The organism is Algiphilus sp., from assembly GCF_023145115.1.
In the GTDB taxonomy this organism is placed as follows: Bacteria; Pseudomonadota; Gammaproteobacteria; order Nevskiales; family Nevskiaceae; genus Algiphilus.
Map to the genome: position 1 here is coordinate 17700 of NZ_JAGLEJ010000036.1, position 25599 is coordinate 43298.

Annotated in this window: 17 protein-coding genes; 4 read left to right on the forward strand and 13 right to left on the reverse strand. The window is 70.7% G+C overall.

What is annotated here, in order from left to right:
• Positions 1-10: 10 nt before the first annotated feature.
• On the reverse strand, positions 11-1801 hold the full coding sequence (locus KAH28_RS11500) for a chloride channel protein (RefSeq protein ID WP_290576747.1): 1791 nt from the start codon (positions 1799-1801) through the stop codon (positions 11-13).
• Positions 1802-1869: 68 nt separating this feature from the next.
• On the opposite strand from KAH28_RS11500, the gene KAH28_RS11505 reads away from it, so the two are divergent.
• On the forward strand, positions 1870-2580 hold the full coding sequence (locus KAH28_RS11505) for a hypothetical protein (RefSeq protein ID WP_290576749.1): 711 nt from the start codon (positions 1870-1872) through the stop codon (positions 2578-2580).
• On the opposite strand, the gene KAH28_RS11510 is transcribed toward KAH28_RS11505, so the two are convergent.
• The 7 genes from KAH28_RS11510 to nirB all read right to left on the reverse strand — a co-directional run bounded on the left by KAH28_RS11510 (position 2581) and on the right by nirB (position 14687).
• Positions 2581-3447: an alpha/beta hydrolase gene (locus KAH28_RS11510; protein WP_290576751.1), complete on the reverse strand. Its 867-nt coding sequence runs from the start codon at positions 3445-3447 to the stop codon at positions 2581-2583.
• Between the two features lie 44 nt (positions 3448-3491).
• Complete coding sequence (locus tag KAH28_RS11515) at positions 3492-4994, reverse strand: DUF4139 domain-containing protein (protein WP_290576753.1); 1503 nt, start codon at positions 4992-4994, stop codon at positions 3492-3494.
• Between the two features lie 191 nt (positions 4995-5185).
• Positions 5186-5764: an outer membrane beta-barrel protein gene (locus tag KAH28_RS11520; protein WP_290576755.1), complete on the reverse strand. Its 579-nt coding sequence runs from the start codon at positions 5762-5764 to the stop codon at positions 5186-5188.
• Positions 5765-5915: 151 nt separating this feature from the next.
• Complete coding sequence (locus tag KAH28_RS11525) at positions 5916-7286, reverse strand: MFS transporter (RefSeq protein WP_290576757.1); 1371 nt, start codon at positions 7284-7286, stop codon at positions 5916-5918.
• A gap of 474 nt (positions 7287-7760) precedes the next feature.
• Positions 7761-10448 carry a nitrate reductase gene (locus KAH28_RS11530; RefSeq protein WP_290576758.1) on the reverse strand — a complete coding sequence of 896 codons (2688 nt, stop codon included), beginning with the start codon at positions 10446-10448 and terminating at the stop codon, positions 7761-7763.
• Positions 10449-10554: 106 nt separating this feature from the next.
• Positions 10555-12141: a nitrite reductase small subunit NirD gene (nirD, locus tag KAH28_RS11535; protein WP_366918175.1), complete on the reverse strand. Its 1587-nt coding sequence runs from the start codon at positions 12139-12141 to the stop codon at positions 10555-10557.
• Entirely contained in the window at positions 12141-14687 is a 2547-nt protein-coding gene (gene nirB, locus KAH28_RS11545; RefSeq protein ID WP_290576759.1) for a nitrite reductase large subunit NirB, read from the reverse strand. The genes nirD and nirB overlap by 1 nt, the downstream gene beginning before the upstream one ends.
• Positions 14688-14858: 171 nt before the next feature.
• Between nirB and KAH28_RS11550 the strand changes: the two genes are divergently transcribed.
• The 3 genes from KAH28_RS11550 to KAH28_RS11560 all read left to right on the forward strand — a co-directional run bounded on the left by KAH28_RS11550 (position 14859) and on the right by KAH28_RS11560 (position 17185).
• On the forward strand, positions 14859-15290 hold the full coding sequence (locus KAH28_RS11550) for a hypothetical protein (protein WP_290576760.1): 432 nt from the start codon (positions 14859-14861) through the stop codon (positions 15288-15290).
• 142 nt (positions 15291-15432) lie between these two features.
• Complete coding sequence (locus tag KAH28_RS11555) at positions 15433-16002, forward strand: ANTAR domain-containing protein (RefSeq protein ID WP_290576762.1); 570 nt, start codon at positions 15433-15435, stop codon at positions 16000-16002.
• A gap of 10 nt (positions 16003-16012) precedes the next feature.
• Positions 16013-17185 (forward strand): CmpA/NrtA family ABC transporter substrate-binding protein, encoded by a 1173-nt coding sequence (locus KAH28_RS11560; protein WP_290576764.1) that lies wholly within the window; start codon positions 16013-16015, stop codon positions 17183-17185.
• An 81-nt stretch (positions 17186-17266) separates the two neighbouring features.
• Here KAH28_RS11560 and KAH28_RS11565 read toward each other — a convergent pair whose 3' ends face one another.
• The 5 genes from KAH28_RS11565 to KAH28_RS11585 all read right to left on the reverse strand — a co-directional run bounded on the left by KAH28_RS11565 (position 17267) and on the right by KAH28_RS11585 (position 25464).
• Positions 17267-19795 carry an MMPL family transporter gene (locus KAH28_RS11565; protein WP_290576766.1) on the reverse strand — a complete coding sequence of 843 codons (2529 nt, stop codon included), beginning with the start codon at positions 19793-19795 and terminating at the stop codon, positions 17267-17269.
• 69 nt (positions 19796-19864) lie between these two features.
• Entirely contained in the window at positions 19865-20155 is a 291-nt protein-coding gene (locus tag KAH28_RS11570; protein WP_290576768.1) for a hypothetical protein, read from the reverse strand.
• A complete protein-coding gene (locus KAH28_RS11575; protein WP_290576770.1) occupies positions 20152-20835 on the reverse strand; it encodes a tetratricopeptide repeat protein in 684 nt (227 codons plus the stop codon). The genes KAH28_RS11570 and KAH28_RS11575 overlap by 4 nt, the downstream gene beginning before the upstream one ends.
• Positions 20819-23671: a tetratricopeptide repeat protein gene (locus tag KAH28_RS11580; RefSeq protein ID WP_290576879.1), complete on the reverse strand. Its 2853-nt coding sequence runs from the start codon at positions 23669-23671 to the stop codon at positions 20819-20821. Before KAH28_RS11580 ends, KAH28_RS11575 begins: the two co-directional genes overlap by 17 nt.
• Entirely contained in the window at positions 23671-25464 is a 1794-nt protein-coding gene (locus KAH28_RS11585) for a hypothetical protein (RefSeq protein ID WP_290576772.1), read from the reverse strand. The genes KAH28_RS11580 and KAH28_RS11585 overlap by 1 nt, the downstream gene beginning before the upstream one ends.
• Positions 25465-25599 lie beyond the last annotated feature (135 nt).

The following is a 25599-nucleotide window of genomic DNA, read 5'->3' on the forward strand; positions in this document are numbered from 1 at the left end:
CGCCGCGCGCTCAATCGAGCAGATCGGCGCCCTCGCGCGCCGCACGCGCGATCTCGTGCGAGGTGATGACGCCCACCAGGTCGCTCTGGCGACGCGAGCCGCGCGGATTGAAGACCAGCGCCGTATCGGTGCCCTTGGCGCGCAGCCCGCGCATGATCACCGCCCACCGGCTGGTCGGTGCGGCCGCGAGGTAGTTGGTGTCGACCACCGTGTCGGGCGCCTCGTCGCGCAGCAGATAGAGCAGATCGGGCCGGGCCAGGCCCAGCACCTCCCCGTCGCGGCAAACCACCGTGTGCATGGCGCCGTCGCCGGGCCGGTAGCCCGCCTTCCAGTCCTCGATGGCACCGACGTCGAGGAGCTCGAATTCGCGCGTCATCACGGTGCGCGCATTGTGGGTCGCCGATACCGCCGCCTGCAGACCCTCCGGCACCCGCATGCCGCGCCGCGCCAGCTTGAGGGTATAGATGCTCTGCGGCACCAGCCGCACGCGCACCATGTGGGCCAGCGCGACAGTCGTGATGATGGGCAGCATGGCGCCGTAGTCGCGGGTCTGTTCCAGCGTCATCGTGATGGCGGTGATCACCGCGCCGCTGGTGCCGCCGACCATGCCCGCCATGCCGGCAACGGCGAAGACCACCGGGTCGATGCCCGCCGCCGGTGCAACCATTGCCAGCGCATTGCCCACCGCCGCCCCGAGCGTGGCGCCGAGGAACAGCGACGGCGCGAACACGCCGCCGGACGCGCCCGACCCCAGCGTCAGCGCCGTGGCGAGCATCTTGGCGGCGCACAGCAGCAGCAGGAACAGCGGATCGCTCAGGACCCCGCGCAGCACGTCGAGCACGGTCGGATAGCCCACGCCCGCGACGTGGTACTGCCCGGTGGCGCGCAGCAGCGCGTACATCATCAGCCCGACCAGCAGCATGCCGCACATGTGGCGGAGATAGGGATTGGCGAAGCGCTGCTCGAAGAAATCCTCGACCCGATACAGGCCACGGATGAAGCCGGCCGCGGCAACCCCCACGAGCACGCCGAAGGGCACGCAGAGCACAGCCGCGAACAGGCCCGTGACCTCACCCTCGAACTGCGCGATCTCGGGCACGTTGAAGGCCGGATCGAGACCGCTGTACAGGCGCCCGATGCCGGTCGCGGTGACCGAGGCGACCGCCACCAGCGACACCGTGCGCGCGCTCAGCGATACCAGCAGCAGCTCGAGCGCGAAGGCCATGCCGCCGATCGGGGCATTGAAGGTGCCCGCCACCGCCGCCGCGGCGCCGGCCGCGATCAGCGTGATGCGCTGACGCACCGGGATGCGTGCGACCGTCGCCACCGCCGACCCCACCGTCGAGCCGATCTGCACCATGGGCCCCTCCCGCCCCACCGAGCCGCCGGTGCCGATGGAGATGGCCGACGCCGCGGCCTTGGCCAGTGCCACCACCGGGCGGATCCGGCCCTTCTCGTAGTAGATGGCGTTGAGCACCTCGGGCACGCCGCCGCCCCGCGCCTCTGGTGCGATCCGGCTGGTGATCAGCGTGACCAGCGCCGCGCCGGCCACCGGCACCAGGATGATCCACGCGCCGAGCGGGCTGGGTGCGATGACGGCGGTCGGGTCATGGACCAGACCAAGCTCGCCGCGGAACATCAGATTGTGGAAGAAGGCGATGATCGCCTTGAACGCGATCGCGCCGAAGCCGCCGGCGATCCCGATGATGATCGCCAGGCCGAGCATCGCGGCGCCGGGCAGCGGCGCGGTTCCCGCCGCGTCGTCCGCCTGTCCGTCACTGTCGCGCTCGCCCTCGGTCATGGCGCGTTCCGTGGTTCCGCCCGTGACATCACCTTACGCTACCGGCCGCCGACGCTATGATCGGCACGATGTCGACGCTCCTGCATGTCATTGCGCTGTCCTGGCTCGCCGGCCTGGCCGCCTTCGCGGGCGGCATGGCGGCGCGCCTGGAGACGAGCTCCGAGACGCCCCGCAAGCGCGTGCTGATCCACGGCGTGGTGGCCTTCGGCGGCGGCGTGCTGCTGGCGGCCGTGGCGCTCGCGCTGATCCCGGAAGGCATCGCCAATCTGCACCCGCTCGCCCTCACGACGATCTTCCTCGCCGGCGGCGGCTTCTCCTACGCGATCGATCTCGCCATGGCGCGCATGCACGGCAGCGGCGCACAGCTCGCTGCACTGCTGCTGGATTTCGTGCCGGAAGCGGTATCGCTGGGCGCGGTATTCGCCCACGACCGTCAGACCGGCCTGCTGCTTGCCGGCTTCATCGCGGTGCAGAACCTGCCCGAAGGCTTCAATGCCTACCGCGAGATGCGTGCCGGCGGCATCGCCGCGCGCGTCGGGCTCGCGACGCTGCTCGGCGCCAGCATCGCCGGCCCTCTGGCTGCCGGCATCGGCCATCTCGTGCTGCAGGACCAGCCCGCGCTGACCGCGGCCATCATGACCTTCGCCAGCGGCGGCATCGTCTATCTGGTCTTCCAGGACATCGCGCCGCAGGCCCACATGCGCCGACAGCTGCGACCGCCGCTGGGGGCGGTGCTGGGCTTCGCGCTCGGCATGCTGGGCACCGCCCTGCTGCACTGATCACGGTGCTCGCGCGCCGCCGCCCACCTCGTCGAGGAAATCCAGCGCGGCCTGACTGAAGGCGTCGTTGCGGTCACCGGCGACCATGTGCCCGGCGCCCTCGATGTCGACAATCCGTGCGTCGGGGATGAGCTCGCGCAGGCGCTCGGCGCCCTCCGGGCTCACCACGTTGCTGGCGCTGCCGCGCACCAGCATGGTCGGCACGCGCACGCGCCGCGCCGCCGCGGCCATGCGGACCTCGAAGGTATCGAGGTAGGCGGCGTGCTCGTCGAAACGGTCGCTGATGATCTTGGGATCCCAGTGCCAGTAGAGGCGACCGTCATCGCCGTACCGCAGGTTGCGCATCAGCCCGGAGGGGTCCTTCGGACGCGGCCGGCTGGGATTGTACTCGGCGACCGCATCGGCGACCTCGTCGAGATTCGCGAACCCGTCCGGACGCGCCGTCATGAAGCGCCGGATGCGGGCAACGCCCTCGCGCTCGATATGCGGCGCGACATCGACCAGCACCAGCGCGCCGGCGACGGCATCATCGGATTCGCCGATGGCGGCCAGCGACGTGATACCGCCCATCGATGCGCCCACCAGCGCCGGCGTCGCACCCAGCGTGGCGATGACGGCGCGCAGGTCGGCGACCAGGGCGTCGGTGGTGTAGTCGCCGTCCGGATCCCAGGCGCTCTCGCCGTGACCGCGCGCGTCGTACGCCAGCACCCGGTAACCGGCGCCGGCCATGGTGCGGAAGGCGCGCGACCAGGCATGCCGTGTCTGTCCGCCGCCGTGCAGCAGCACCACCGGCGCGCCGGTTTCCGGACCGTCGATGTCGGCGGCGAGTTCGAGACCGCCGTGGCCCGCTATTCGGATCGTTTCCATCGCTCCATGATATCGGCAAGGGCCGGCATCCGGCCCCGGTCGCCTCAGAGGCCGAGATCCATGTCGGACGGCGCCGATACCGTATAGCGCAGATCCCAGCGCCGGACGGCACCCGGGGCCAGCTCCGCACGCCATTCGTGCAGCCCCTTTCGGCCGTCGAGATCGCGCGTCGTCGGCGCATCACCCTCGATGGCCACGTCGATATCACCGTCGCCCGCCACCGGTACCGTCTCCACGATGCGCACGGTCACCGGCTCGTCGTGCGCACTTTCCACGCGCACGGTCTGGGCCTGCAGCCAGCGCTGCCGGTTGCCGAAGAAGCTCTCGTCGCGCCTGGCGGGGTCGCGCTCGACGGTCACCTCGAGCGCCGGATCGACGCCGAAGCCCTGATCGTGCGTCTGCCCCGGCAGCAGCATGGGCAGCCGCGTGGTGCCCACGATGACGTCGTCGCGCAGCACTTCCGCGGTTCCGGCGGCGATGGCCGCGTCCCCGGGCATGCGCCAGCGCACCTGCAGATAGGCTGCCGCCTCGCGCTGCGGAACGATGCGGGCATGCATCTCGCCCTCCAGCGTGATGCTCGGCAGCACGAAGGGCCGCTCGCGGTTGTCGGCGGGAATGTCCACCGCGGACGGCAGCTCGTAGCGGATGTCGTAGCGGTTGGCAGTGGCCACTGCCTGCGTCTTCTGCCGGGGCGCGGCACCGGCGAGCATCATGTCGGCCATGGCCGATGTCTCGCGGCGCATCACCGGCTCGGGGGCGCGCGGCCGCAGGACCGGCACGTCCGGCTCGGGCACATCGAGGCGATACGAGCGGCGGGTGGTGGCGGCGCTGAGCCGCACGTCCCGCCAGTCGGTCCCGGTGTTCTGCGCCACCATCAGACGCGGCTCCAGCGTGACGCGGCGCTGCGCGCTGTCGAACCGCAACCGGTAGCGCACCTCGAAGCGGGCTTCCGTCACCGGGTATCGCACCCGCAGCTTGCCGCCATTGCCGGCAGTGGCAACATGCAGGGTCCTGCGCGCGGTGGCCGCCGAGCCGAGCGCCTGCAGCTCGGCGCGCAGCGCCTCGCGGCGCGAGGTCAGCTCGCGGCGCCGGGCGCGGTCCTCGTGCTCCTGCTGCGCCAGGCGGTACAGCGCATCGGAGACCGCGCCGAAGGCCTCCGACACATCCGGCACGCCCTGGTCGCCGCTGCCGACCCGCCCGAGCATGCCGCGCGCGATCTCGCGATCCGCGGCCGATCGATCGAGCAGCGCGAGCGCATCCTCGACCTCGTCGAGCTCGGCCTCGAGCCCGGCGCGGCGCCCCTCGGCATCCTCCCCGTAGCGCGTCCGCAGATCGATGCTTCGCACGGTCACCCCATCGCCGGGCGCAACGCGGACACTGCCGACATCGAGGTCCGCCGGCAGATCGTCCAGCACCGCCGCACCGTCGCTGACCGCCACCTCGGCGGTCACTTCGGCGCCGCCGGGCATGAGATGCACCTCGACGATGCGGGCCTCGGCGCTCAGCGCGACCAGGGGGATCAGTGACACGAACAGGATTCGGAGCATGGCGGACGACCGTCGGGGTGCGGTGACATCGGAACGGTAGCAAGGTGCTTCCCGCGGCGCACCGGCAGACGCGCACAAAAAAGCGCCGGTGCACGGCACCGGCGCATGTCCAGGTCGCTTTCGGGGGAGGGTCAGGGGGAGGACCCTTCGGGGAGGAGACCTGGAGAGGGATGAAACACGGGGCAGACGGGTCAGAAGTTGTACTGCAGCGTCACCGAACCCATGTCGACATCGGTGTCGTCGAGCGCGAGACGGTCGTACTCGAGGCGCAGCTGCATGCCCGGGCCCTCGCCGAACCGGACACCGAAGCCATAGAAGGTGTCGCTGCCGTCATCGCTGGCCGTGGCCCGGTTGCCGAAGAAGCCGGACGGCCCTTCGAGCTCGGCATCCCACCAGAGCTGACCGAGCTTGGCGTAGGGCGAGAAGCCGTTGGCCAGCGGCAGGTGCACCAGGGCGGCGGCGAAGGTGCCGTCCGCGTTGAGCGTGAAATCGCCGTCGTTGAGCTCGCCGAAATCGATGTAGCCGCCCTCGATGCTGAAGACGGGATTCAGCTGCACGCCGGCGAGACCGCGCCAGGCCCAGCGGTTGTCCTTGAACTCGTCCTCCTCGTCGAGGAAGTCATCGTCGTTGAGACGGAAGTAGCCGGCGCTGCCGCCAGCGTAGATCGACGGATCGAAGGCGAGGTCATCGCTCATCTGCGCAGCAGCCGGGAAGCTGGCGAAGCTGCCCGCGAGGACGATACCCGGCGCCAGCGTCATCAGTTTCTTCATGTTCGAGCTCCTTGGTCGGTTGTGTGCGTATCGACGTGCACAGAGCCTACTGCGCGTGACTGAGCGCTCACTGAATCACCCGCGTCCGGAACGCACACGGCCGGCCAGCATCACGCTGGCCGGCCGCGATGGCCCATCGAACGCGGAGGTATCACGCCGGAACCGGCTTGGCCTCCCCTTCGGCAGCGCGTTCGGCATCCCGGCTCGCGAGTGCCTCCCTGAGCAGTCCCTCCTCCTCGGCCAGCACTTCCGGCGTGAAGCGCACGGCGAAGGCGAAGAAGGAGCACACCACCACCGCGCAACCGAGGAAGAAGAGTCCCTGCCCATAGCTGAGGGACTCCGACTTGAAGAGGAAGCCCGCCGCCACGGCACCCGCGTTGCCGCCGGCGCCGACGATGCCGGCAACCGCTCCCAGCGCCTTCTTGTTCATGAAGGGCACCAGGCCGAAGGTCGCGCCCTCCGCCATCTGCACGAACAGGCTGAAGAAGATCATCGTCCCGATGGCCACGGCGAGCACGGTCATCTGCGAGAACACCATCAGCGCGATGCCTTCTATGAAGAGCGCGATGAAGAGGAACTGCACGCGTCCGCGAAGACCGCGATGGCGCGCGAACATGTCGGAGAAGAAGCCGCCCAGCGTGCGCGCGAAGATGTTCATCAGGCCGAACAGACCGGCGATGAGTCCGGCGGTCTTGAGGTCGAGCGAGAACTCGTCGAAGAAGTAGATCGCCGCGACATTGTTGATGGTCAGCTCGACGCCGAAGCAGGCGGCGTACACCACGAACAGCGCCCAGACTCGGTAGTCCCTGGCCGCGACCTTGAAGCTGCCCCACCCGCTGCGTTCGGCCTTGGCGGGCGGAATCAGACCCTGCTCGCGCAACTCGCGATAGTCGCCGTCGGGCGCGTCCTGGGTGAGGAAGTAGTAGGCCACACCCATCGCGAAGAGAATGATGCCGGGTACCACCATGGCCAGGCGCCATCCCACGAACTCCGACACGCCGAGGCTGACGATGGCAGCGAAGATGAGCGGCATGATGATCTGGGTCGTGCCGCCGCCCAGGTTGCCCCAGCCGGCCGTCGTCGCGTTCGCGGTCCCCACCACGTTCGGCGCGAACATCACCGAGGTGTGGTACTGCGTGATGACGAAGGACGCGCCGATGGCACCGATGGCGAGCCGGCCGAGCAGGAAGGTCTCGAAGCTGTTGGCGAAGCCGATGCACATCACCGGAATCGAACCCAGCGTCAGCAGCGCGGCATAGGTCCGGCGCGGCCCGAACTTGTCGCACAGCGGACCGATGAGGAAGCGCACCAGGACCGTGATGGCGACCGACGCGATGATGGTCGACCCCACCATCGACTTGTCGAGGTCGAGGTCCTCGCGCACCACGGCCATGAGCGGCGCGATGCCGAACCACCCGAAGAAGCACAGGTGGAATGCGAGCCAGGTCAGGTGGAAGGTGCGCATCTGTATCGACTTGAGGTCGAAGAGGCGGATGCGGGTCGCCTTGTTTGCCAGTTCCATGGAAAGTCTCTCCTAGCGTTAACCGTTGCACCGACGACGCGCGGGAGCCGTCTCGTGACGGCGTCGCGACCGGAAATGCGCCGGAGTGGACGCGGATGGCGCCGGCTGAGCGCCCCTTGCGAGTGCCGCTGTGATGTCCATCGTCGGCCTGCCCTTTCTCCACCGAGCCCCAAATGAAAAAGCGCCCGCCGGGTCATCGAGTGACCGTCAGCGGGCGCCTTTGCCCTGTTCCGTGCATCGCTGTCGCGCACCGGGTTCCGGTGCGATGGGTCGCCATTGACCCGGGCGCGTCATCGCCCGACTCAGATATCGCAGGAACCGTGCCAGCTCAGCGGCGGATCGAGGGAACGCCGGGACCGAACGATCGCGGTCCGGCACCGCACGGCGGCCGCGCCGAGGCACCAGGATGGCGCGCCGCGCGCTGCTCCGGAATGGTGCGTTTCCCCACGACAGTGCAACCGGCCCCGGACCGGGTCATTCGGCGACGGTCACCGCCTCGCTGATGAGACCGCGGATCTCGGGCAGGCAGGAGCCACAGTTGCCGCCGGCCTTCAGCAGATCGGTGACCTGCGCGGGCGAGGTCAGCCCCTTCGATTCGATGGCGTCGACGATGGTGCAACGCCCGACCCCGAAGCAGGAGCAGACGGTCGGCCCGGTATCGGCGCCGCGCGGCGGCTCACCGGCGAGCAGCGCGGCGCGATCGGCGCCGGACACGCGCTGCTTGCCGAACTGCTCGGCCAGCCAGTTGCGCGCCGGCAGGTCGGCACGCGGCGCGATGAACACGCAGGCCTCGACACGGTCGTCCACCAGCCAGATGGCGCGATAACTGCCGTGCGCGGCATCGACGAAATCGATCCAGTCGGCGTCCCGCGGCGCACCGGTCAGCGAGCGCGCCCATTGCGCGCAGTCGGCGGGGGGCTCCAGGCCGGCGAGCTCGTAGCGGTTGAACGAGACCCCCTGCACCCGGACCCACCACGGGACATCGTTCACCGGAATGGCATGCCGCGCCATCGCGAAGCCGAACCAGCCGGCCTCGAACGGCGTCACGCGCGCCGGCGTGTGCTTGAACTCGGGCTCGCCCGAGACCGGGTCCACCACCGGATTGACCAGCGCACCGACGCGCGCATCGGATGCGGTCTGGCTGTTCCAGTGGATGGGCACGAAGATCTCGCCGCGCTTCATCTCGCCGGATTCGGTGGCACGAACGACGAGCGAGCCCCACGGCGTCGAGACCCGCGCCAGGCGGCCCGCCTGGACACCGACCGCGAGCGCGTCGGCGGGATGCATGTCGACCACCGGCTCCGGCCGATGGCTCGCCAGCGTCGGTGCCAGCCGCGTGCGCGTCATGGTGTGCCACTGATCGCGGACCCGGCCGGTGTTGAGGATCATGGGGTACGCGGCACTGGGCGAGTTCGCCGGCGCCCGCGGCACCGTCGGCACGAATCGCGCACGGCCGTCGGGATGCGAGAAGCGACCGTCGCCGTAGGGCCGCGACGGCTCGGGCGCGGGACGCGCCGGCACCGGCCACTTCACCGGCTCCAGCGCATCGTAGTCCGCCCGCGACAGGCCCGCCAGACCACCGATATCGAACACCCGTCGCGCCTCGGCATCCGGGCCGTTCCCGAATGCGGACAGCCGCGCGTGCTCGTCGAAGATGGCATGCGCATCGGGGTAGTCGAAGGCATCGCCGTGACCGAGCCGACGGGCCAGATCGCAGATCGCCCACCAGTCCGGACGGGCCTCGTCCGGCGGAGCCCGGAACGGGCGCTGGCGCGAGATCACGCGCTCGGAATTGGTCACCGTGCCGTCGCGCTCGCCCCAGGTGGCGGCCGGAAGCTGGATGTCGGCGCAGCGCAGCGTATCGGTATCGTTGACGGCTTCCGACACCACCACCAGATCGCACCGCTCCAGCGCGGCCCGCACGCGATCGGCATCGGGCAGGCTGACCAGCGGATTGGTCGCCATGATCCAGATCGCCCGCACCCGGCCTTCGTGCACGGCCTCGAAGAGATCGACGGCCTTCAGGCCGGGACGCTCCGCCATCGCGGGCGACTGCCAGAACCGCTGGACAAGGGCGCGATGCGCGGCATCGTCCAGACTGAGATGGGCGGCGAGCTGATTGGCCAGCCCGCCCACTTCGCGCCCGCCCATGGCGTTGGGCTGACCGGTGATGGAGAACGGACCCGCGCCTGCCCGCCCGATCCGACCGGTGAGCAGGTGGCAGTTGATGATGGCGTTGACCTTGTCGGTCCCGCTGCTCGACTGATTCACGCCCTGCGAGAACAGCGTGACGGTGCGCGCGCGCTCCGCGAACAGGGCGAAGAAGGCGCGCACGGCGTCCTCCGGCAGCGCGCAGTCGCGCGCCACCGAGGCAACGTCGCATCCACGGGCCACGGCGTCCAGCGCGGCCTCGCTGTCGCGGCAGTGCGCGTCCACGAAGGCTTGATCCACGCAGTCGTTGTCGTGCAGATAGCGCAGCAGCCCGTTGAACAGCGCCACATCGCTGCCCGGCGCCAGTGGCAGGTGCATGTCCGCGATGTCGCAGGTCGCGGTGCGGCGGGGGTCGATGTTGACCACCCTGAGATCGGGCCGGGCCTCGCGCGCCCGACTCAGGCGCTGGTAGAGCACCGGATGGCACCAGGCGAGGTTGGAGCCCACCAGCACCACGAGGTCGGCGTTCTCGACGTCGGAGTATTCGACCGGAACCACGTCCTCGCCGAAGGCACGGGTGTATCCCGCGACCGCGGACGACATGCAGAGCCGCGAGTTGGTGTCGATGTTGGCGCTGCCGATGAAGCCCTTCATCAGCTTGTTGGCGACGTAGTAGTCCTCGGTCAGCAGCTGGCCGGAGACGTAGAACGCCACCGCGTCCGGGCCGTGCGCCTCGATGACGCGACCGAAGCCCTCGGCCACCCGCGCCATGGCGGCGTCCCACGAGGCGGGAGCGTGTGCCGCTCCCTTGTGCGGTCGCATCATCGGCTGGCGCAGCCGGGTGTCGTCGATGACCGTCTCGGCGAGCGTGCTGCCCTTGACGCACAGGCGTCCGTGGTTGGCTGGATGATCGTCGTCACCGGCGACGCGCCAGCCTCCGGCCGCCGACTGCACCCGGACGCCGCAGCCCACGCCGCAATAGGGACAGGTGGTGCGAACCGCGTCGTTCATGGACGACCGCTGCCGGCGCCGACCGCGCGCGCGCCCGTGGCTTGCGCGCCGCGCCATGGGGCACCGGCGCGCATGAATTCCGGACCGGGGATCAATCGACTGCCCCTCAGGCCGCCTCTTCGCAGTACGCTGCGCCGAAGAGCAGGCGCGAGCGCATCGCGCTGACATCGGCTCCGGTACGGATGAGGTCGAAGTACCACGGCCCGTCGTCCGTATCGCCGAACAGCACCGTGCCCACGACGCGGTTGCTGCGCAGGATCAACCGCTTGTACAGGCCGCGCCGCGGATCGTGCAGGACCAGATCCTCGGTATCCTCATCGCCGTTGATGTCCCCCGCGGAGTAGACCTTGACGCCGCTGATCTTGAGCTGCGTGCCGCTGACCGAACCGCGATAGCCCTTGCCGCCCTCGCCTGCCAGCTGCCCGGCGCAGATGCCCGCCTGCTCGTAGAGCGGCGCGACCAGCCCGTAGGTCGAGCCGCGGTGCTCGACGCACTCGCCGACGGCGTAGATGCGGGGGTCGAAGGTCTGCAGAGTGTCGTTGACCAGGACGCCGCGCCCGCACGCCAGACCGGCGTCGCGCGCAAGCGCGATGTTCGGCCGGATGCCGATCGCGATCACCACCAGATCCGCGGGGACCGACGTTCCGTCCGCCAGCTCGACCCGCTCGACCCGCCCCGCGCTTCCCGCGATGCGCCGCGTCTCGGCGCCCAGGCGCACGCGGATGCCGCGTTCGGCCAGGGTCGCCTTCAGCATGGTGCCGGCCTTGACGTCGAGCTGGCGCTCCATGAGGTGATCGGCGAGATGCAGCACCGTGACGTCCATGCCGCGCGCGCACAGGCCGCTGGCGGCCTCGAGACCGAGAAGCCCGCCGCCGATCACGACCGCGCGCCGGCGCTCGGCCGAGGCCGCGATCAGCGCATCGACATCGTCGAGGTCGCGGAAGGTGGTGACGCCGTCGAGCTCGGCACCGTCGATCGGAGGGATGAGGGGATCCGAGCCGGTCGCGATGAGCAGGCGGTCGTACTCGACTTCCCGTCCCGACGCCGAGCGCACGCACCGCCGTGTACGGTCGATGGCGACGACGGCATCGCCGGCGTGGAAGGTGATGGCATTGTCGGCATACCACTTCGACGGATGTGTGGTGACGGCCTCGGCATCCTGCTCGCCGGACAGCACGCTGGACAGCTGGATGCGGTTGTAGCTGCCGCGCGGCTCGGCGCCGAAGACCGTGATCCGGTAACGTGCCGGCGCACGGTCCAGCAGCTCCTCGACGGCGCGCATGGCCACCATGCCGTTGCCGACGACGACCAGCGAAGCCGGCTCCTCCGGCTGCGGGGCCGGCGGCAGATAGCGGCGCTTGGGCACCGCCTCCAGCCAGATGTCGCCGTCCTCGACCTTCACCGGGTAGGCGTCCACCGAGTTGCCGGCGTCCTCCAGGCAGCGCCCGGTGGCGAGACTGAAATGCTGCTTGTAGATCGGCGACGCGACCACGCGTTCCCCTTCCAGGCCCCCGACGATGCCTCGCGACAGTACGTTGGCGCCGGAGAAGGGATCGTGGTTGTCGATGGCGCGTACCGTTCCATCGTCGAGCCGGAAGATCGCGATCTGCTTGCCGTCGACCAGCGCACAGACGCCGGTATCCGGCACGATGGCGTCCACCGGGCAGATGCGTTGCCAGTTGCGGTCCGCCATCACGCTTCCTCCACGGCAACCGGGATGCCCTTCAGCCGGGCGCGTTCCTCGCTGGTCGCGGGGCGCTTCTGGCCGCGCTCCTCCACCAGCAGGACGTGGTCATCGCCGCCTTCGGCGTTGACGAAGGTGCGGAAGCGCGCGCGAACCGTCGGATCCTCGACCGCAGTGCGCCACTCGCACTGATAGGTATCGATGAGGTGCGCCATCTGCTGCTCGAGCTCCTCGGCGATGCCGAGACTGTCGTTGATGATCACGTCCTTCAGATAGTCGAGCCCACCCTCCAGGTTGTCGCGCCAGGTGCTGGTGCGCTGCAGACGCTCGGCCGTGCTGGCGTAGAACATCAGGAAGCGGTCGATATACCGGTACAGGGTCTCGGTATCGAGGTCCGAGGCCAGCAGTTCGGCGTGGCGCGGCTTCATGCCGCCATTGCCGCAGACGTAGAGGTTCCAGCCGCGCTCGGTCGCGATGACGCCGACATCCTTGCTCTGCGCCTCGGCGCACTCGCGCGTGCAGCCGGAGACCGCGAACTTGAGCTTGTGCGGCGCGCGCAGGCCCTTGTAGCGGTTCTCCATGTCGATCGCCATGCCCACCGAGTCCTGCACGCCGTACCGGCACCAGGTCGATCCGACGCAGGACTTCACGGTCCGCACCGCCTTGCCGTAGGCATGGCCCGACTCGAAGCCGGCCGCGATCAGCTCCTCCCAGATCATCGGCAGCTGATGGACCTGGGCGCCGAACAGGTCGATGCGCTGCCCGCCGGTGATCTTGGTGTAGAGGTCGTACTTCTTGGCGACACGCGCGAGGACCTCGAGCTTCTCCGCGGTGATCTCGCCGCCGGGCACGCGCGGCACCACCGAATAGGTACCGTCGCGCTGGATGTTGGCCAGGAAGTGGTCGTTGGAATCCTGCAGGCCGGCGTGCCTGGACTGCAGCACGAAGTCGTTCCAGCAGGTGGCGAGGATGCTCGCGACCGCCGGCTTGCAGATATCGCAGCCGTGGCCGCGGCCGTAGCGCGCCAGCAGATCGTCGAAGCTCTCGACGTGCTCGACGCGGACGATGTGGAAGAGCTCCTGCCGCGAGTACGGGAAGTGCTCGCAGAGATGATCGTTGACCGCCACGCCCTGCTTGACCAGCTCGGCCTTCAGGATCTTGGTGACCAGCGGCAGACAGCCGCCGCACGAGGTCGCCGCCTTGGTGCACGACTTGAGCGCGCCCACCGAGGTGTTGCCCTCGGCGATGGCGCCGCACAGCGCGCCCTTGGTGACATCGTTGCAGGAGCAGACCTGGGCGCCGTCGGGCAGCGCATCGACCCCGGTAGCGCCGGCGCCCTCCTCGTCGGCCGAGCCCAGCAGCAGGCTCTCGGGCTTCTCCGGCAGCGGCATGTCGTTCTGCATCATGGTCAGCCAGTCGGAGTACGCCTCGGCGTCACCGACCAGCACTCCGCCGATCAGGCGCGTGCCCTCGGCGTTCATGACCAGCTTCTTGTAGACGCCCGCGCGCTCGTCCTGGAACGCCATGGTGCGCGCGCCCTCGGTAACGCCGTGGGCGTCGCCCAGCGAGGCGACGTCGACGCCGAGCAGCTTGAGCTTGGTGCTCATGTCGGCGCCGGCGAAGCGCTGTGCGTCATCGCCCAGTACGTGGGCGGCCGCCACCTTCGCCATGTCGTAACCCGGAGCGACCAGTCCGTAGATGCGGCTCTCGAAGAGCGCGCACTCGCCGATGGCGTAGATGTCCGGATCCGAGGTCAGGCAGTGATCGTCGATGCAGATGCCGCCGCGCTCGCCCAGGGTCAGGCCCGCCGCGCGGGCGATGTCGTCGCGCGGCCGGATGCCGGCGGAGAACACGATCATGTCGGCCTCCAGCGAGCCGCCGTCGGCGAACTCCATGCGATGCCGGCACGCATCGCCATCGACGATGCGGCTGGTATTGGTGGCGGTGTGCACCACCACGCCCAGTTCCTCGATCTTCCGTCGCAGCAGCGCGCCGCCGGCATCATCGACCTGCACCGCCATCAGGCGCGGCGCGAACTCGATGACATGCGTCTCGAGGCCCATGTCCTTGAGGGCCTTGGCGGCTTCCAGTCCGAGCAGGCCGCCACCGACGACGACGCCCACCTTCGAGCGCGTGCCGGCTTCGGTCATCGCCTCGAGATCCTCGATGGTGCGATAGACGAAGCAGTCGGGTCGGTCGGCGCCCTCCACCGGCGGGACGAAGGGATACGAGCCGGTCGCCAGGACCAGCCGGTCGTAGTCGATACGCTCGCCGGCCGCGGTGACGACCGCGTGCCCCTCGCGATCGATCTCGACCACCCGGGTGTTGAGATGCAGCACCACGCCGTCGCCGTCGTAGAAGCCGTCGGCCACCAGCGACAGATCCTCGGCGCTCCGGCCGCTGAAGTAGCTCGACAGCTGCACGCGGTCATAGGCCGGGCGTACCTCCTCGCCGAGGACGGTGATGCGCACTCGGTCGCCGCCGTCGGCGCGCAGGCGCTCCACCAGACGGTGGCCCACCATGCCATTGCCGATCACCACGATGTGCTTGCTCATCCGGCACCTCCTGAACGAACGGTCGCGGGTATCGGGCCCGGACGCTCTGCCCGGGCCGCGAAGCGGATCTTTCTGCTTGCTCGATAGATGGTCGGAGTTCCCATATGCGAATTCGTCTCTGAAACAGAAAAGGCGTCCACACATGACGGCCCCGGTTGGGGCCGATCACGCATGGACGCCTTTGTCCATGGCTCCGCTGGCAACGCGAAGCCGATCTCGTCTGTGGTGCGGGCCGGTCGTTCGACCCGCGCGATTCTGCACAGGCTTAAACGCAGGATTCATGCCACCCGGGGAAGACTGATGGCGCGGCTTCGCGGGCGGCACGGACGGCGCATGCCCCATATCGAGGCATCGATGCCGGGCATGCGATCGATCGTGGTGCTCGACGCCACACGATGGGGCGCGTCCGCACCGCCGCAGCGCCGCGGCGGCATCGCCACGCCGGACCGCGACGGACCGCCCGGGTCACCGCGATGGCATGCGGGTTGCATCGATGGTTCGCAAGTCCGCACGGCCCTAGTCGTGCGTCCAATCGAACGCATTCCGGACAACGGCGTCCAGCACTGCGGTGCAATGGGCGCCGTTTCTTTTTCGTCACCATGAATCGAACCGAGGAATCCGCTTCAGGCAGCACCGATCCGGCGCGGAAGGCATCGCGATGCCCGTGCCCGGCTCCCCTTGCAGCGTCCGGGCCGCGTCTTGCGAATACCGGATTCGCCCCTGCCCATGAGCGGCACGATCACCTATGCGAATAATGCTGGTGGATGATGACCCCGAGCGCTGTGCTTCCATCGAGGCCTCGCTGCGCGAACTGGGGCACGAGATCGTCGCGATGGCTCCGACCGATGCCAATCTTCTCGATGCGGTCGAGCGCCGCCAGCCCGACGTCATCCTCATCGATGTCGATGCGCCCGGTCGCGACACGCTGGAGTCTCTGCGCCAAGTGCACCGCAATCTGCCCCGCCCCATCGTGCTGTTCGCCGAGAGCTGCGAACCCGCCACCATCCGGCAGGCGGTCCGCGCCGGCGTGACCTCCTACGTCGTGGACGGCATGAGCCCGGCCCGCCTCAAGCCGATCCTCGACGTCGCCATCGCGCGCTTCGAGGAATTCGAGGCCCTGAAGCGGGAACTCGAGGACACCAAGCTCAAGCTGGCGGACCGCCGCGACGTCGAGAAGGCCAAGGGGCTGCTCATGAAGCGCCGCGGTCTCGACGAGGACACGGCGTACTCCCAGCTGAGACGGTTGGCAATGACGCGCAACCTGAAGATGGGCGATGCCGCCCGCGCCATCATCTCTGCCGCGGAACTGTTGTGAGGCATTCCACATGACGTCATCGCCCGAGAAAACCGCGTTGCGCCTCGGCATCATGCCGCTCACCGATGCGGCACCGGTCATCGTGGCCCGAGACCTCGGCTTCTTCGCCAAGCACGGGCTGGAGGTCGAGGTGTGCCTCGAGACCGCCTGGGCCAGCGTGCGCGACAAGCTCGCTGCCGGCATGCTCGATGCCGCCCACATGCTCGCGCCCATGCCGCTCGCCGCCGCCCTCGGCCTCGACGGCATCGGCGTGCGCATGATCACGGCCATGTCGCTCAACCTGAACGGCAACGCCATCACGGTGTCGCGCTCGCTCTACGAACGCCTCGGCGTGAGCGGCGCCGACCCGGGCGCGGCGGGCCTCGCGCTCAAGCGCGTGCTGCAGTGCGACCGCGCCGCCGGCGTGCCACCGCACGTCTTCGCGCACGTCTACCCGTTCTCGTCGCATCACTACGAGCTGCGCTACTGGCTGGCAGGGTGCGGCATCGACCCCGAGCGCGATCTGCAGCTGGTGGTCATCCCGCCCGCCCAGATGGTCGAGCACCTCCGCGAGGGGCGCATCGACGGCTTCTGCGTCGGCGCGCCGTGGAGCACGCTGGCGGAATCGTCGGGCACCGGTCGCATCCTGGTGAGCAAGCACCAGATATGGAACAACAGCCCCGAGAAGGTGCTGGGCGTCACCGAGGACTGGGCCGACCGCAACCCACAGACCCATCTCGCGCTGGTCGCCGCGCTCATCGAAGCCGCACGCTGGCTCGACCTGCCCGAGAACCGCGGCGAGGCCGCGCGGCTACTGGCGGCGAGCCGCTGTCTCGAAGCCCCCGCGGACATCCTGCACCGCTCGCTGAACCCCGGCGCCGCCGCTCCGGACCGCGACCCGGGGCTGGTCTTCCACGCCGGCGCGGCCACCTTCCCGTGGCGCTCCCATGCGCAGTGGTTCCTGCGTCAGATGCAGCGCTGGCACCACGCCGCGCCCGACATCGACGTCCGCGGCCTCGCCGAGACGGTCTATCGGCCGGACCTGTACCGCGTCGCCGCGCGGCGCGTGCACGAGCCCTTCCCCAAGACCGACCTCAAGTCCGAGGGCCTCCACGCCGCGCTCTGGCAGACCCCCACCGAGGGCGGCGCCATGACCCTGGGCGCCGACCGCTTCTTCGACGGCGAGCAGTTCGACCCGATCTGACCGCAGGCGTCACCGCCGCGGGGGATCACCGGATCGGGCGGACCCCGCCCGATTCAGCTTCACCTGCCCGCCGCGCGTCGCCTATGCCGGGTTTCCGCTGCGCCAGCGCTCGCGCAGCGCGAACAGACCGGGCAGCATGACGATGCAGGCGATGAAGGCGAACGCGATGCTCAGACCGCTGACCGTGCCGAAGCGCTGCAGCGGTGGCGAGAACGCGAGCGCCAGCACGCCGAATCCGCACAGCGTCGTCAGCGCGCTTCCGAGGAGAGCGCCGCCGGTCCCGCATAGCCCCGAGGTGAGCGCATCGGCGACGCTGGCGCCGGCCGCGCGCTCGGCCACCAGGCGTTCGCCGAGATGGACGCAGTAGTCGACCCCGAGTCCGATCGCGAGACTGGTGATGACCACGGTCTCGCTGTTGAAGGGAATGCCGAGCACGGCCATGGCACCCAGCAGCCAGGCCAGCGCCACCACCACCGGGACCAGGAAGAGCACCCCCAGCGCCGGCATGCGGAACCGCCGTCCATAGACCGATGCCAGCAGCGCAAGAATCAGCACCAGGGTCACCGCGAAGCCGTTGACCAGTGTCTCGAACAGCGCGCGCTGGATGACGGCCTGCACCACCGGCAGTCCGGTCGCCACCGCGCGCACCGGGGCCTCCGCCTCGATGCGGTTGGCCAGCTCGCGCACATCCGCGGCAATGGACTCGGGGGGCGCATTGACCAGGATGCCGAGGCGCAATCGCGCCGACTCGTAGGCGCCGTCGGGTGCGCGATGCAGCACTTCGCCCGCGCGCTCGGAGTCGAGCGCGATGAAGCGGTCGAAGACCGCGGCCACGTCGCGGTCCGGGAGTCCGTCGCCGTCGTCGTCGCGATCGCGCATCAGCGCGGCGAGCTCGGGAAACTGGCCGGCGGATCGCCGCAGCGCGAAGGCCGGACTGTGCGTGATGATGGTGCCGTGCGCGGTGACCCCGCGCGCAACGCGCTCGACCGCGGTCAGGAGCCCGGGTGCGGTCACCTCGCCCTTGATGAGCACCTGCGCTTCGGACGCGAAGGGATTCTGCCGGAAGGTGTCCTTGACGTAGGCCAGATCGGCGCGCGCATCGTAGTTGCCGGGCGCGAAGGGTTCCGGAAGCGCGCGTACCCAGGCCGGCGGCTCGCGCGGCATGAAGTCCTCGGGATCGAAGCGGGTATCGATGCCGGTGGCGGCCACCGCCCCGCCGACCGCGAGCAGCAGGCAACCCGCGACGGAAAGCCCCGGATGGCGCGCCGACAGCGCCGCCACGCCCCGCAGGAGGCGATGCATCCATCCGGCCCTGAGTCCGACCGCCGGACTGCGGCGCGTGCGCCCGCGCCGCTCCAGCCACTGGTCCATCCCGATCTTGAGCGCCGGCACCAGCGCGCCGAACACCAGCAGCGCCGACAGGATGCCGAGACCGCTGACCAGCGCGAAGTCGCGGATCGACGCCAGCGGACTGATGACGTTGGCGAAGAAGGCCAGCGCCGTGGTCACCGCCGCGGTGACCAGGGCGGCCATGACACCCCCCACCGCGACCGTGGTCGCGGCGGCCGTGTCCGGTTCGCCCGCGTCCGTGCGCGCCTCGCGGTAGCGCATGACGATGTGCAGCGAATAGTCGATGCTCAGCCCGACCAGCAGGAAGGGCACCGCGATCAGCAGCGACGTCCGCGGGATCGCCAGCCAGCCCTGCAGACCGCTGAGCCAGATCAGCACGAGTGCGGCGCCCAGCAGGCTGAGCAGAATGTCCCAGACGTCGCGGTAGGCAATGGTGAGCGCAAGCACCAGCAGGATCAGCGCCACCGGCGTGATGATGACGAAGCTGTCGCCCACCGCGCGCACCGAGGCCGCCTTGACCACCCCGCGCCCCGACACGAAGGCATCCGGGAAGGCCGCGCGCGCCATGACGTCCATGCGCGCCTGGGCATCGAGGACCGCATCCTCGCCGACGACGCCGCTGGCGGGATTGTGCTGGCGGATGTGGGTCGCGCGGGCCCGCGCCCGGGTCGACCCGACCACGTAGTCGGACGGCAGGTAGTTGCGGGGCTCGGCAGCACTCAGCGGCGAGGCCGGATCGAGCAGCTCGGCGAGCAGCGACTCCGTTTCGGCGTCGGAAAGCGCCGCCAGTGCATCGATCTGGGCGGCGAGGTCCGGCTCGGGCCCCTCCAACCCGTCGATGCCGCGATCACGCGCCCAGGCCAGTCGCGCGATCAGGTTCTCGATGCCTTCGAAGCCGTCCTCGCGCAGCGTTTCGGCCAGCGGCTGCTCGGCCCGGATGGCACGCTGCAGCTCGAGGCCGCGGAGCAGCGATGCCCGGGTCAGCACGTTGCCCAGCAGCACTTCCCCGCCCTCGCCCTCGAAGGACCCGGCGCGCACCACGATCTGCGAGCTGACCGACTTCCCGGCGCGGTAGGTCGCCTCGATCTCGTCGGCGGCCTCGTGCGCCGCCGAGCGCACCGCGGCCTCGCCGATGTCGGCCTTGCTGCGCTCGCCGACGCCGGCACCGGCGCCGACCAACAGGGTCAGCGCCAGGAGCAGCCACGTCATCGGCCGTCGGCGGGCGACCAGCCACGCGGCATAGCGTTCGGCCACGGTCATGACCGGGGACCGACCGCGACCGTGGAACTGCCCGACATGCCGGCGCCTGCGTGGTGGTGCATGCCGACGCTAGCGACGTTCCAGCTGGGTGCGCCGGAAGAGATCGACGGTCTCATGGATCTCGACGCGTGCGCGGGTATCGTCGACCGCTCCCACGTCCGGCGCCAGCGGCAGATGGCGCGGCGGACGATCCATGTCGCTGGCGGGGTCCTCGCGCCAGGGCATGAAGAAGAGGCCGATCGCCGATTCCTGATCCCCCACGATGGTGCTGCCCGCGGCGGGGCCGGCATCGTCGGCCGCGATCGCGGGTGTGCCGAGCACGGCCATCAGGGCCAGCGCCATGGTCGTTGCTCCCTTCATGCACCACCTCCGGTGATCGCCAGCGAACGCGGCGGGGCACTGATGCCGCGGGCTTCCAGCTCGCGCACCCAGACCCGCACGATGAGATCGTCCTCCGAGCCGCGTTCGAGATAGGCGCGGTAGGCGGCCAGCGCGGCCTCGGGGCGTTCCAGGTAGACGTCGTACAGCACGCCCAGGTTGCGGTAGGCGATCGCATAGTCGGGGTGCAGGGCAATGGCTCGGCGATAGGCCTCCTCGGCGCGTGCATAGTCACCCTGCTCGCGGTAGAGGATGCCCAGCCAGTTGTGGGCCACGGCGTTCTCGGGGTTGGTCCGGACCGCCTCGCGGAAGTGCTGCAGCGCGACCTGCTGCTGGTTGCCGCGCGCCTCGAGAATGCCCAGATTGGTGAGCGGCCCCGACAGGGTCGGGTAGGCATCGGCGAGCGAGCGCAACAGCCCGCGCGCCTCGTCGCGACGCCCGTCACGCATCAGCGCGAGCGCTTCCTGGAAATAGCGGTCGGCCTTGCTGCGATCGGCGGCGCTCAGCGCGCGATCGGCACCCGGGTCGCGATCGCCCGCCGGTCGCTGGCTGCCACCGGAGGCACAGCCCTGCAGCCCGGCGGCGATGGCGACGAGCAGTGCGAAGACGACCGCCCGCGGCGCGCGCGGTCGATACCCGATGCCGTCACTGGAGCGAGGCATACTGATCCTCCCTGCGTTCGTGCTTGCCGTAGCGCGCCGGCACGAGCTCGGTCAGCGCCGTGGCGCTGCGCCGGATCCAGCGGTCCCAGAAGCCGTTGCCGAGCCGGCCGAGATTGGTTTCGTGCAATGCGATCGCCTGCTCTTCCAGCGGATAGGCGCGGTCCTCGAGGAGCAGCTCGTACTCCATCAGCGCCGCCCCGCTGAGATCCGGCGGCGGCGCCGATGCCAGCAGATCGGCCGCGAGGTCGCGATAGATTTCGGCGGTGGCATAGCTCGCGGCGGTGACGACCTCGTCGAAGCCTGATGCCGCGGCCCGTTCCAGCGCACGGATGGCCTCGTCCACGAGTCGCTTGCGCGCGGCCAGGTGCTCGCCGATGGGATGACGCAGCGGCTTGCCGGCCGCACGCCGCGCAGCGTGCCGGCCCAGCGCCAGATGCGCGCGGGCCGCGAGCAGCGCCGAATAGTCGCTGGCGCCGCGGCCGGCGGCACCGTGCGCCGCGATGATCTCGCGCTGCCAGCGCAGCGCGGCGTCGCGGTTCCCGCGCACGGCCTCGGCATAGTGGGCCACGCGCTCGCGCGCCTTCTGGGCGCGGTCGAGCGGCCGCTGCCACTGGCCGGCGTACTGCGTGTAGGCGCGTTCGGCGGCGGCCGTATCGCCGGCCTCGTCGTAACCGCTGGCAGCGGCCCACTGCGCCTCGCGGCGCTCCGCCGAACCCGGGGCGGCGCGCCTGGCGATGCGCTCGTAGACGACGGCGGCCGAGCCGGGACGCCCCAGCGCCTCGAAGGCGGTCACCAGCCACTTGTCGGCATCGGGCACCAGCTCGTGTCCGGCATGGCGCGTGCGGAAGGCTTCGAAGGCCGCCACCGCCTCGCCCCAGCGCTCGGCTGCGGCATAGCTGGCGGCGGCATCGTAGTCGGCGTCTGCGCGCAGTGGCGTGTCCGGGGCGATCTCGCCCACGCGCGCGAACAGCCGCGCCGCCGCCGCGGGCTCGCCGCGGTCGCGCGCGGCCTCGGCCTGGCGATAGACCGCGACCGCGGCGCGCTCCGTCACCCGCCCATGACGCTCGTCCCCGGCGGGCAGCATCCCGCGGACGGCGAGATAGGCGGTCTCGGCCTCGGCCCACTCGGCGGCCTCGAAGCGGGCGTCCGCGACCACGTGCGCTGCGTCAGTCCGCAGCGGGGTGGCCGCGCCCTCGGCGTCGCGCACGCGCCCGGCGATGGTGCGCGCCCGTTCCCAGTCGGCGAGCGCGTAGGCGTTCTCGGCGGCGCGCAGCAGCACCCGCTCGCGCTCGGGATGCTGGGGCTGGGCCTCGGCGAGCTGCAGCGCCAGCGCGATGGCATCGTCGAGTGCCGCGGCACGCGTGTCTTCCGGTGTCTCCCCGGCGATGCGCTGCTGGGTCTGGACGGCGGCGAGCGCGGCCTCGGCCGCATGCGGATTCGGCGCGTGCTCGAAGGCCAGCGCGCGGTACTGCGCCACCGCGCCCGGAAGATCACCCCCTTCGAGCAGGGCATCGGCGCGGTGCAGGCGCGCCTCCGCGATCCGCTCGCCGTCGGCCGGCAGCAGCGCGATCAGCTCGCGGTACCAGTCGGCCGCCACCAGGAAGCGCTCGGTGCCGGCGCGATCAGTGTCGGCGAGCTCCTGCGCCACCGCGTGGTGATGGCGGGCCAGGGTCGCGACATGCTCCCGGAAGCGCTCGCCGAAGGCGGCGTCGGCCTCGCGGCCCTCCCAGTAGGGGCCGTCCGGATGGAAGCGGCGCGCCAGCGCCGCGCGCGCCGCCATCGCCGGCTCGACGAAGCCGCCGGCCTCGTAGGCCCGGACCGCCCGATCCTGGAAGGCGGCCGCCAGCGGATGCGCCGAGCGGCTGCCGGCGAATGCGGCGAAGGTGGTCGCGGCATCGGTATAGCGTTCGCGCTCGAGCATCAGCGCGGCGAGCGCGGAGTGGTAGAGCGCGGCCCGGGCATCGATGCGTCCGGCCACCGCGTCGGACGGGCTGACCTGCGCCACGCCCCCGGCGCGCAGGAAGGCGAGGCTGATGCCGCGCAGCGCATCGCCGGCGATATCCCGCTGCTCCGGCGGCAAATCGTCGAGAACCGCCTCGTTGAAGCGGTCGTCGTCGTCGCCGGCGAGGGCCTCGTCGATGACCGGCACGAAGGCGGCGACGGCGGCATCCGGCTCGCCGTTCCGGAGTCGCGCCCAGCCAAGCTTGTATGCGGCCAGCCGGCGAAGCTCGGGCGAGGCGCTGTCGTCGGCCAGCATGGCGTCGTAGGCGGAAGCGGCGCGGCCCGGCTGGTCGGTGGCATAGAACAGCTCGCCGGCCCGGAAGGCAGCGTCGGCATGACGCTGGGATTGCGGATAGCGCGCCACCAGCGTGGCCAGCGACTCGGCCGCGTCGTCGGTGCGGCCGAGCAGGTGCAGCGCCCGCGCCTGCTGGTAGAGCGCCCGGTCATTCCCCGCGATGTCCGGATGGGCCGCGAACAGCCGGTCGTACAGCGCCAGCGCGGCTTCGAGACTGTCGCGATCGATGCCGTCCGCGCCGTCACCGGCCCGCACCCGCAGATAGGCCGCGCGCCGCAGGGCCTCGGCCCGGGTCGCCGGGTCGCGGGCGTAGGCCAGCAGGGTCTCGTAGTGCCGGATGGCCTCGACTACATCGGGGGTTGCTGGCTCGCCCGGAGCGACCTGCAGGAGCGACCCCTTCGACCCGCTCAGCCACCCGGGGAGCAGGCCGCCGTCGCTCTCGGTGATCGAGCCCAGCCTGGGGGGCGGATCGGCGGCGAGTGCCGCCCCGGAGCCCCCCGCGAACACCAGGGCGAACGCCAGTACCGGACCCGGCCGCATCACGACGCCGCCTCCGGCGGCAGCGCGGGTGCCTCGGTGGCGCCGAAATCGTGGTAGCGCGCCAGCGCTAGGTGCGCTTCGGCCAGATAGGCCTCGACCCGCTCGATGCGCGCCCCGAGATCCCCGAGCGCGGCGTCCTCCAGCCGGTGCACCGCGGCGCGGGCGGCCGATTCGGCCTCGGCGCCGACCCGTGCGGCATCACCGCCCGCGGAGGCGCCGGCGAGCACGGCCATGCGCCCGGCGATGCCCCGCAGCACGCGATGATCGCGGTAGGCGGAACGGAATGCCGGATCGGCCTGCAGGTGCTCGATGTAGAAGGTGTCCGGGGCCCGGCCGTCGCGATTCATCCACCAGCGCGCCTCGCGGCGCTCCAGGATCCATCCGGGCCAACCGCCATCATCGGCCTCGTGCGCCGTCACGAGATCGCGCAGCGCGCCGGACTCGACGTGATCGCGCGCCGCCAGAAGCTGATCGCGCGCCCGCTCCAGCAGCACGATGGCATCGTCGAACGCTTCCATGGCACGGTCGCGTGCACCCAGGTGGCCGAACCCGTACCCCATCGCGACCATGCCTTCCTGCACTGCGGGATCGAGCGGGTCGCGCCCGACCAGCTCGCGCCAGGTGCGCAGGGCGCGCCCCAAATCGGCGCGCCGGCCCTCGGTACCGGCAGCCGCATCGAAGTAGCGGAAACCGGTCTCGCGCCGCAGCTCGCGCTGGACCGCCGGATCGTCGACCCGCAGCGGCAGTGGCTCGGTCCGCCACGCCAGCGGCATGCCGGCATCGGTCGCGCGCGCGGGGGCGCGTTCCGCATACCCGGTGGGAAGAATGTGCGCCCAGCCCAGCCCGAGTAGCGCCTGCGCGGTGTAGAGGCCGCGCCGACGGACCGCCTGGAAATGCGCGATGGCCGCATCGCGCTGCCCGCTGGCGAGGGCGTGCTGGGCCAGCACCAGGTGCGCCTGATCCTGCAGCGTCCAGACAAGCGGGTCGGCGGGCTCGGCGTCCACCACGGCTTCCAGCGTGCCGACGCCCTCGTCGGTCCGGCCGTCGGCGAAACGCTCGGCGGCACGCCGCATCATCGCCGCGACGCTGGCGCCGGCGGCAGGATCGGCGGCCTGCGAGACGGTTCCGATCCCGAGCGCACGCTGCGCGGCCTGCCGGACCGGAGCGGCCTCCGGACCGTCGAGCGCGATCAGCGCGCGGGCGGCGTCGTACGGCCGTCCGGCATCCAGCAGCATCCCGGCGTAGGCGATGCGGGCCGCGGCGAGCGCCGCCGGACCATCCAGGGGCGCCACCGCGAGGTCGACACCCCCCATCAACCCCGCTTCCTCCAGTCGCACCGCATAGGTCGCCCCGGCACGCGGGGCATCCAGCCTGGCGGTTGCGCGCAGCGTCGGCGTGCGGGCCACCGACGCATCGCGGCGCGCGTCCACGCCGACCCGGAGGGCGGCGCCATCTGGCACCGCGATGGCAACCCGGTATCGGCCGCCGGTGCGCAGCGCCTCCGATTCCAGGTAGCTGACCGAATGCGAGCGGGTCGGCCCGTCTTCCACCGAGACCGTGATCCGGCGCACCTGGAACTCGGGCTCGACCTGCTGCACGAAGAGCACCACGCTGTCGTCGATGCCGCCGCCGCGCCCGGCATGGCCCTCTTCCACCGCCAGCGCTGCCGCGGCGACGCGTGCCACATCGGCGTCGCCCCCCGCATCCGCGGCGGCGACGACCGGCTGCCACCCGAGCGCCGCCGAGACGGCGAGGGTGCAGCAGCAGACGTAGTGGACGATTGAACGATTCATGCGCTGGCCCGTGCAGAAGCAAGAACGTCCACTGCATTGCGCCCGACGGAACGCAACACAGTGGACGTCGTTGTCCATACGAGCCGGAACCGGCAACGCGCTCGGAGGCGCTGCTCGCGTCGTTCCGACTCGTCA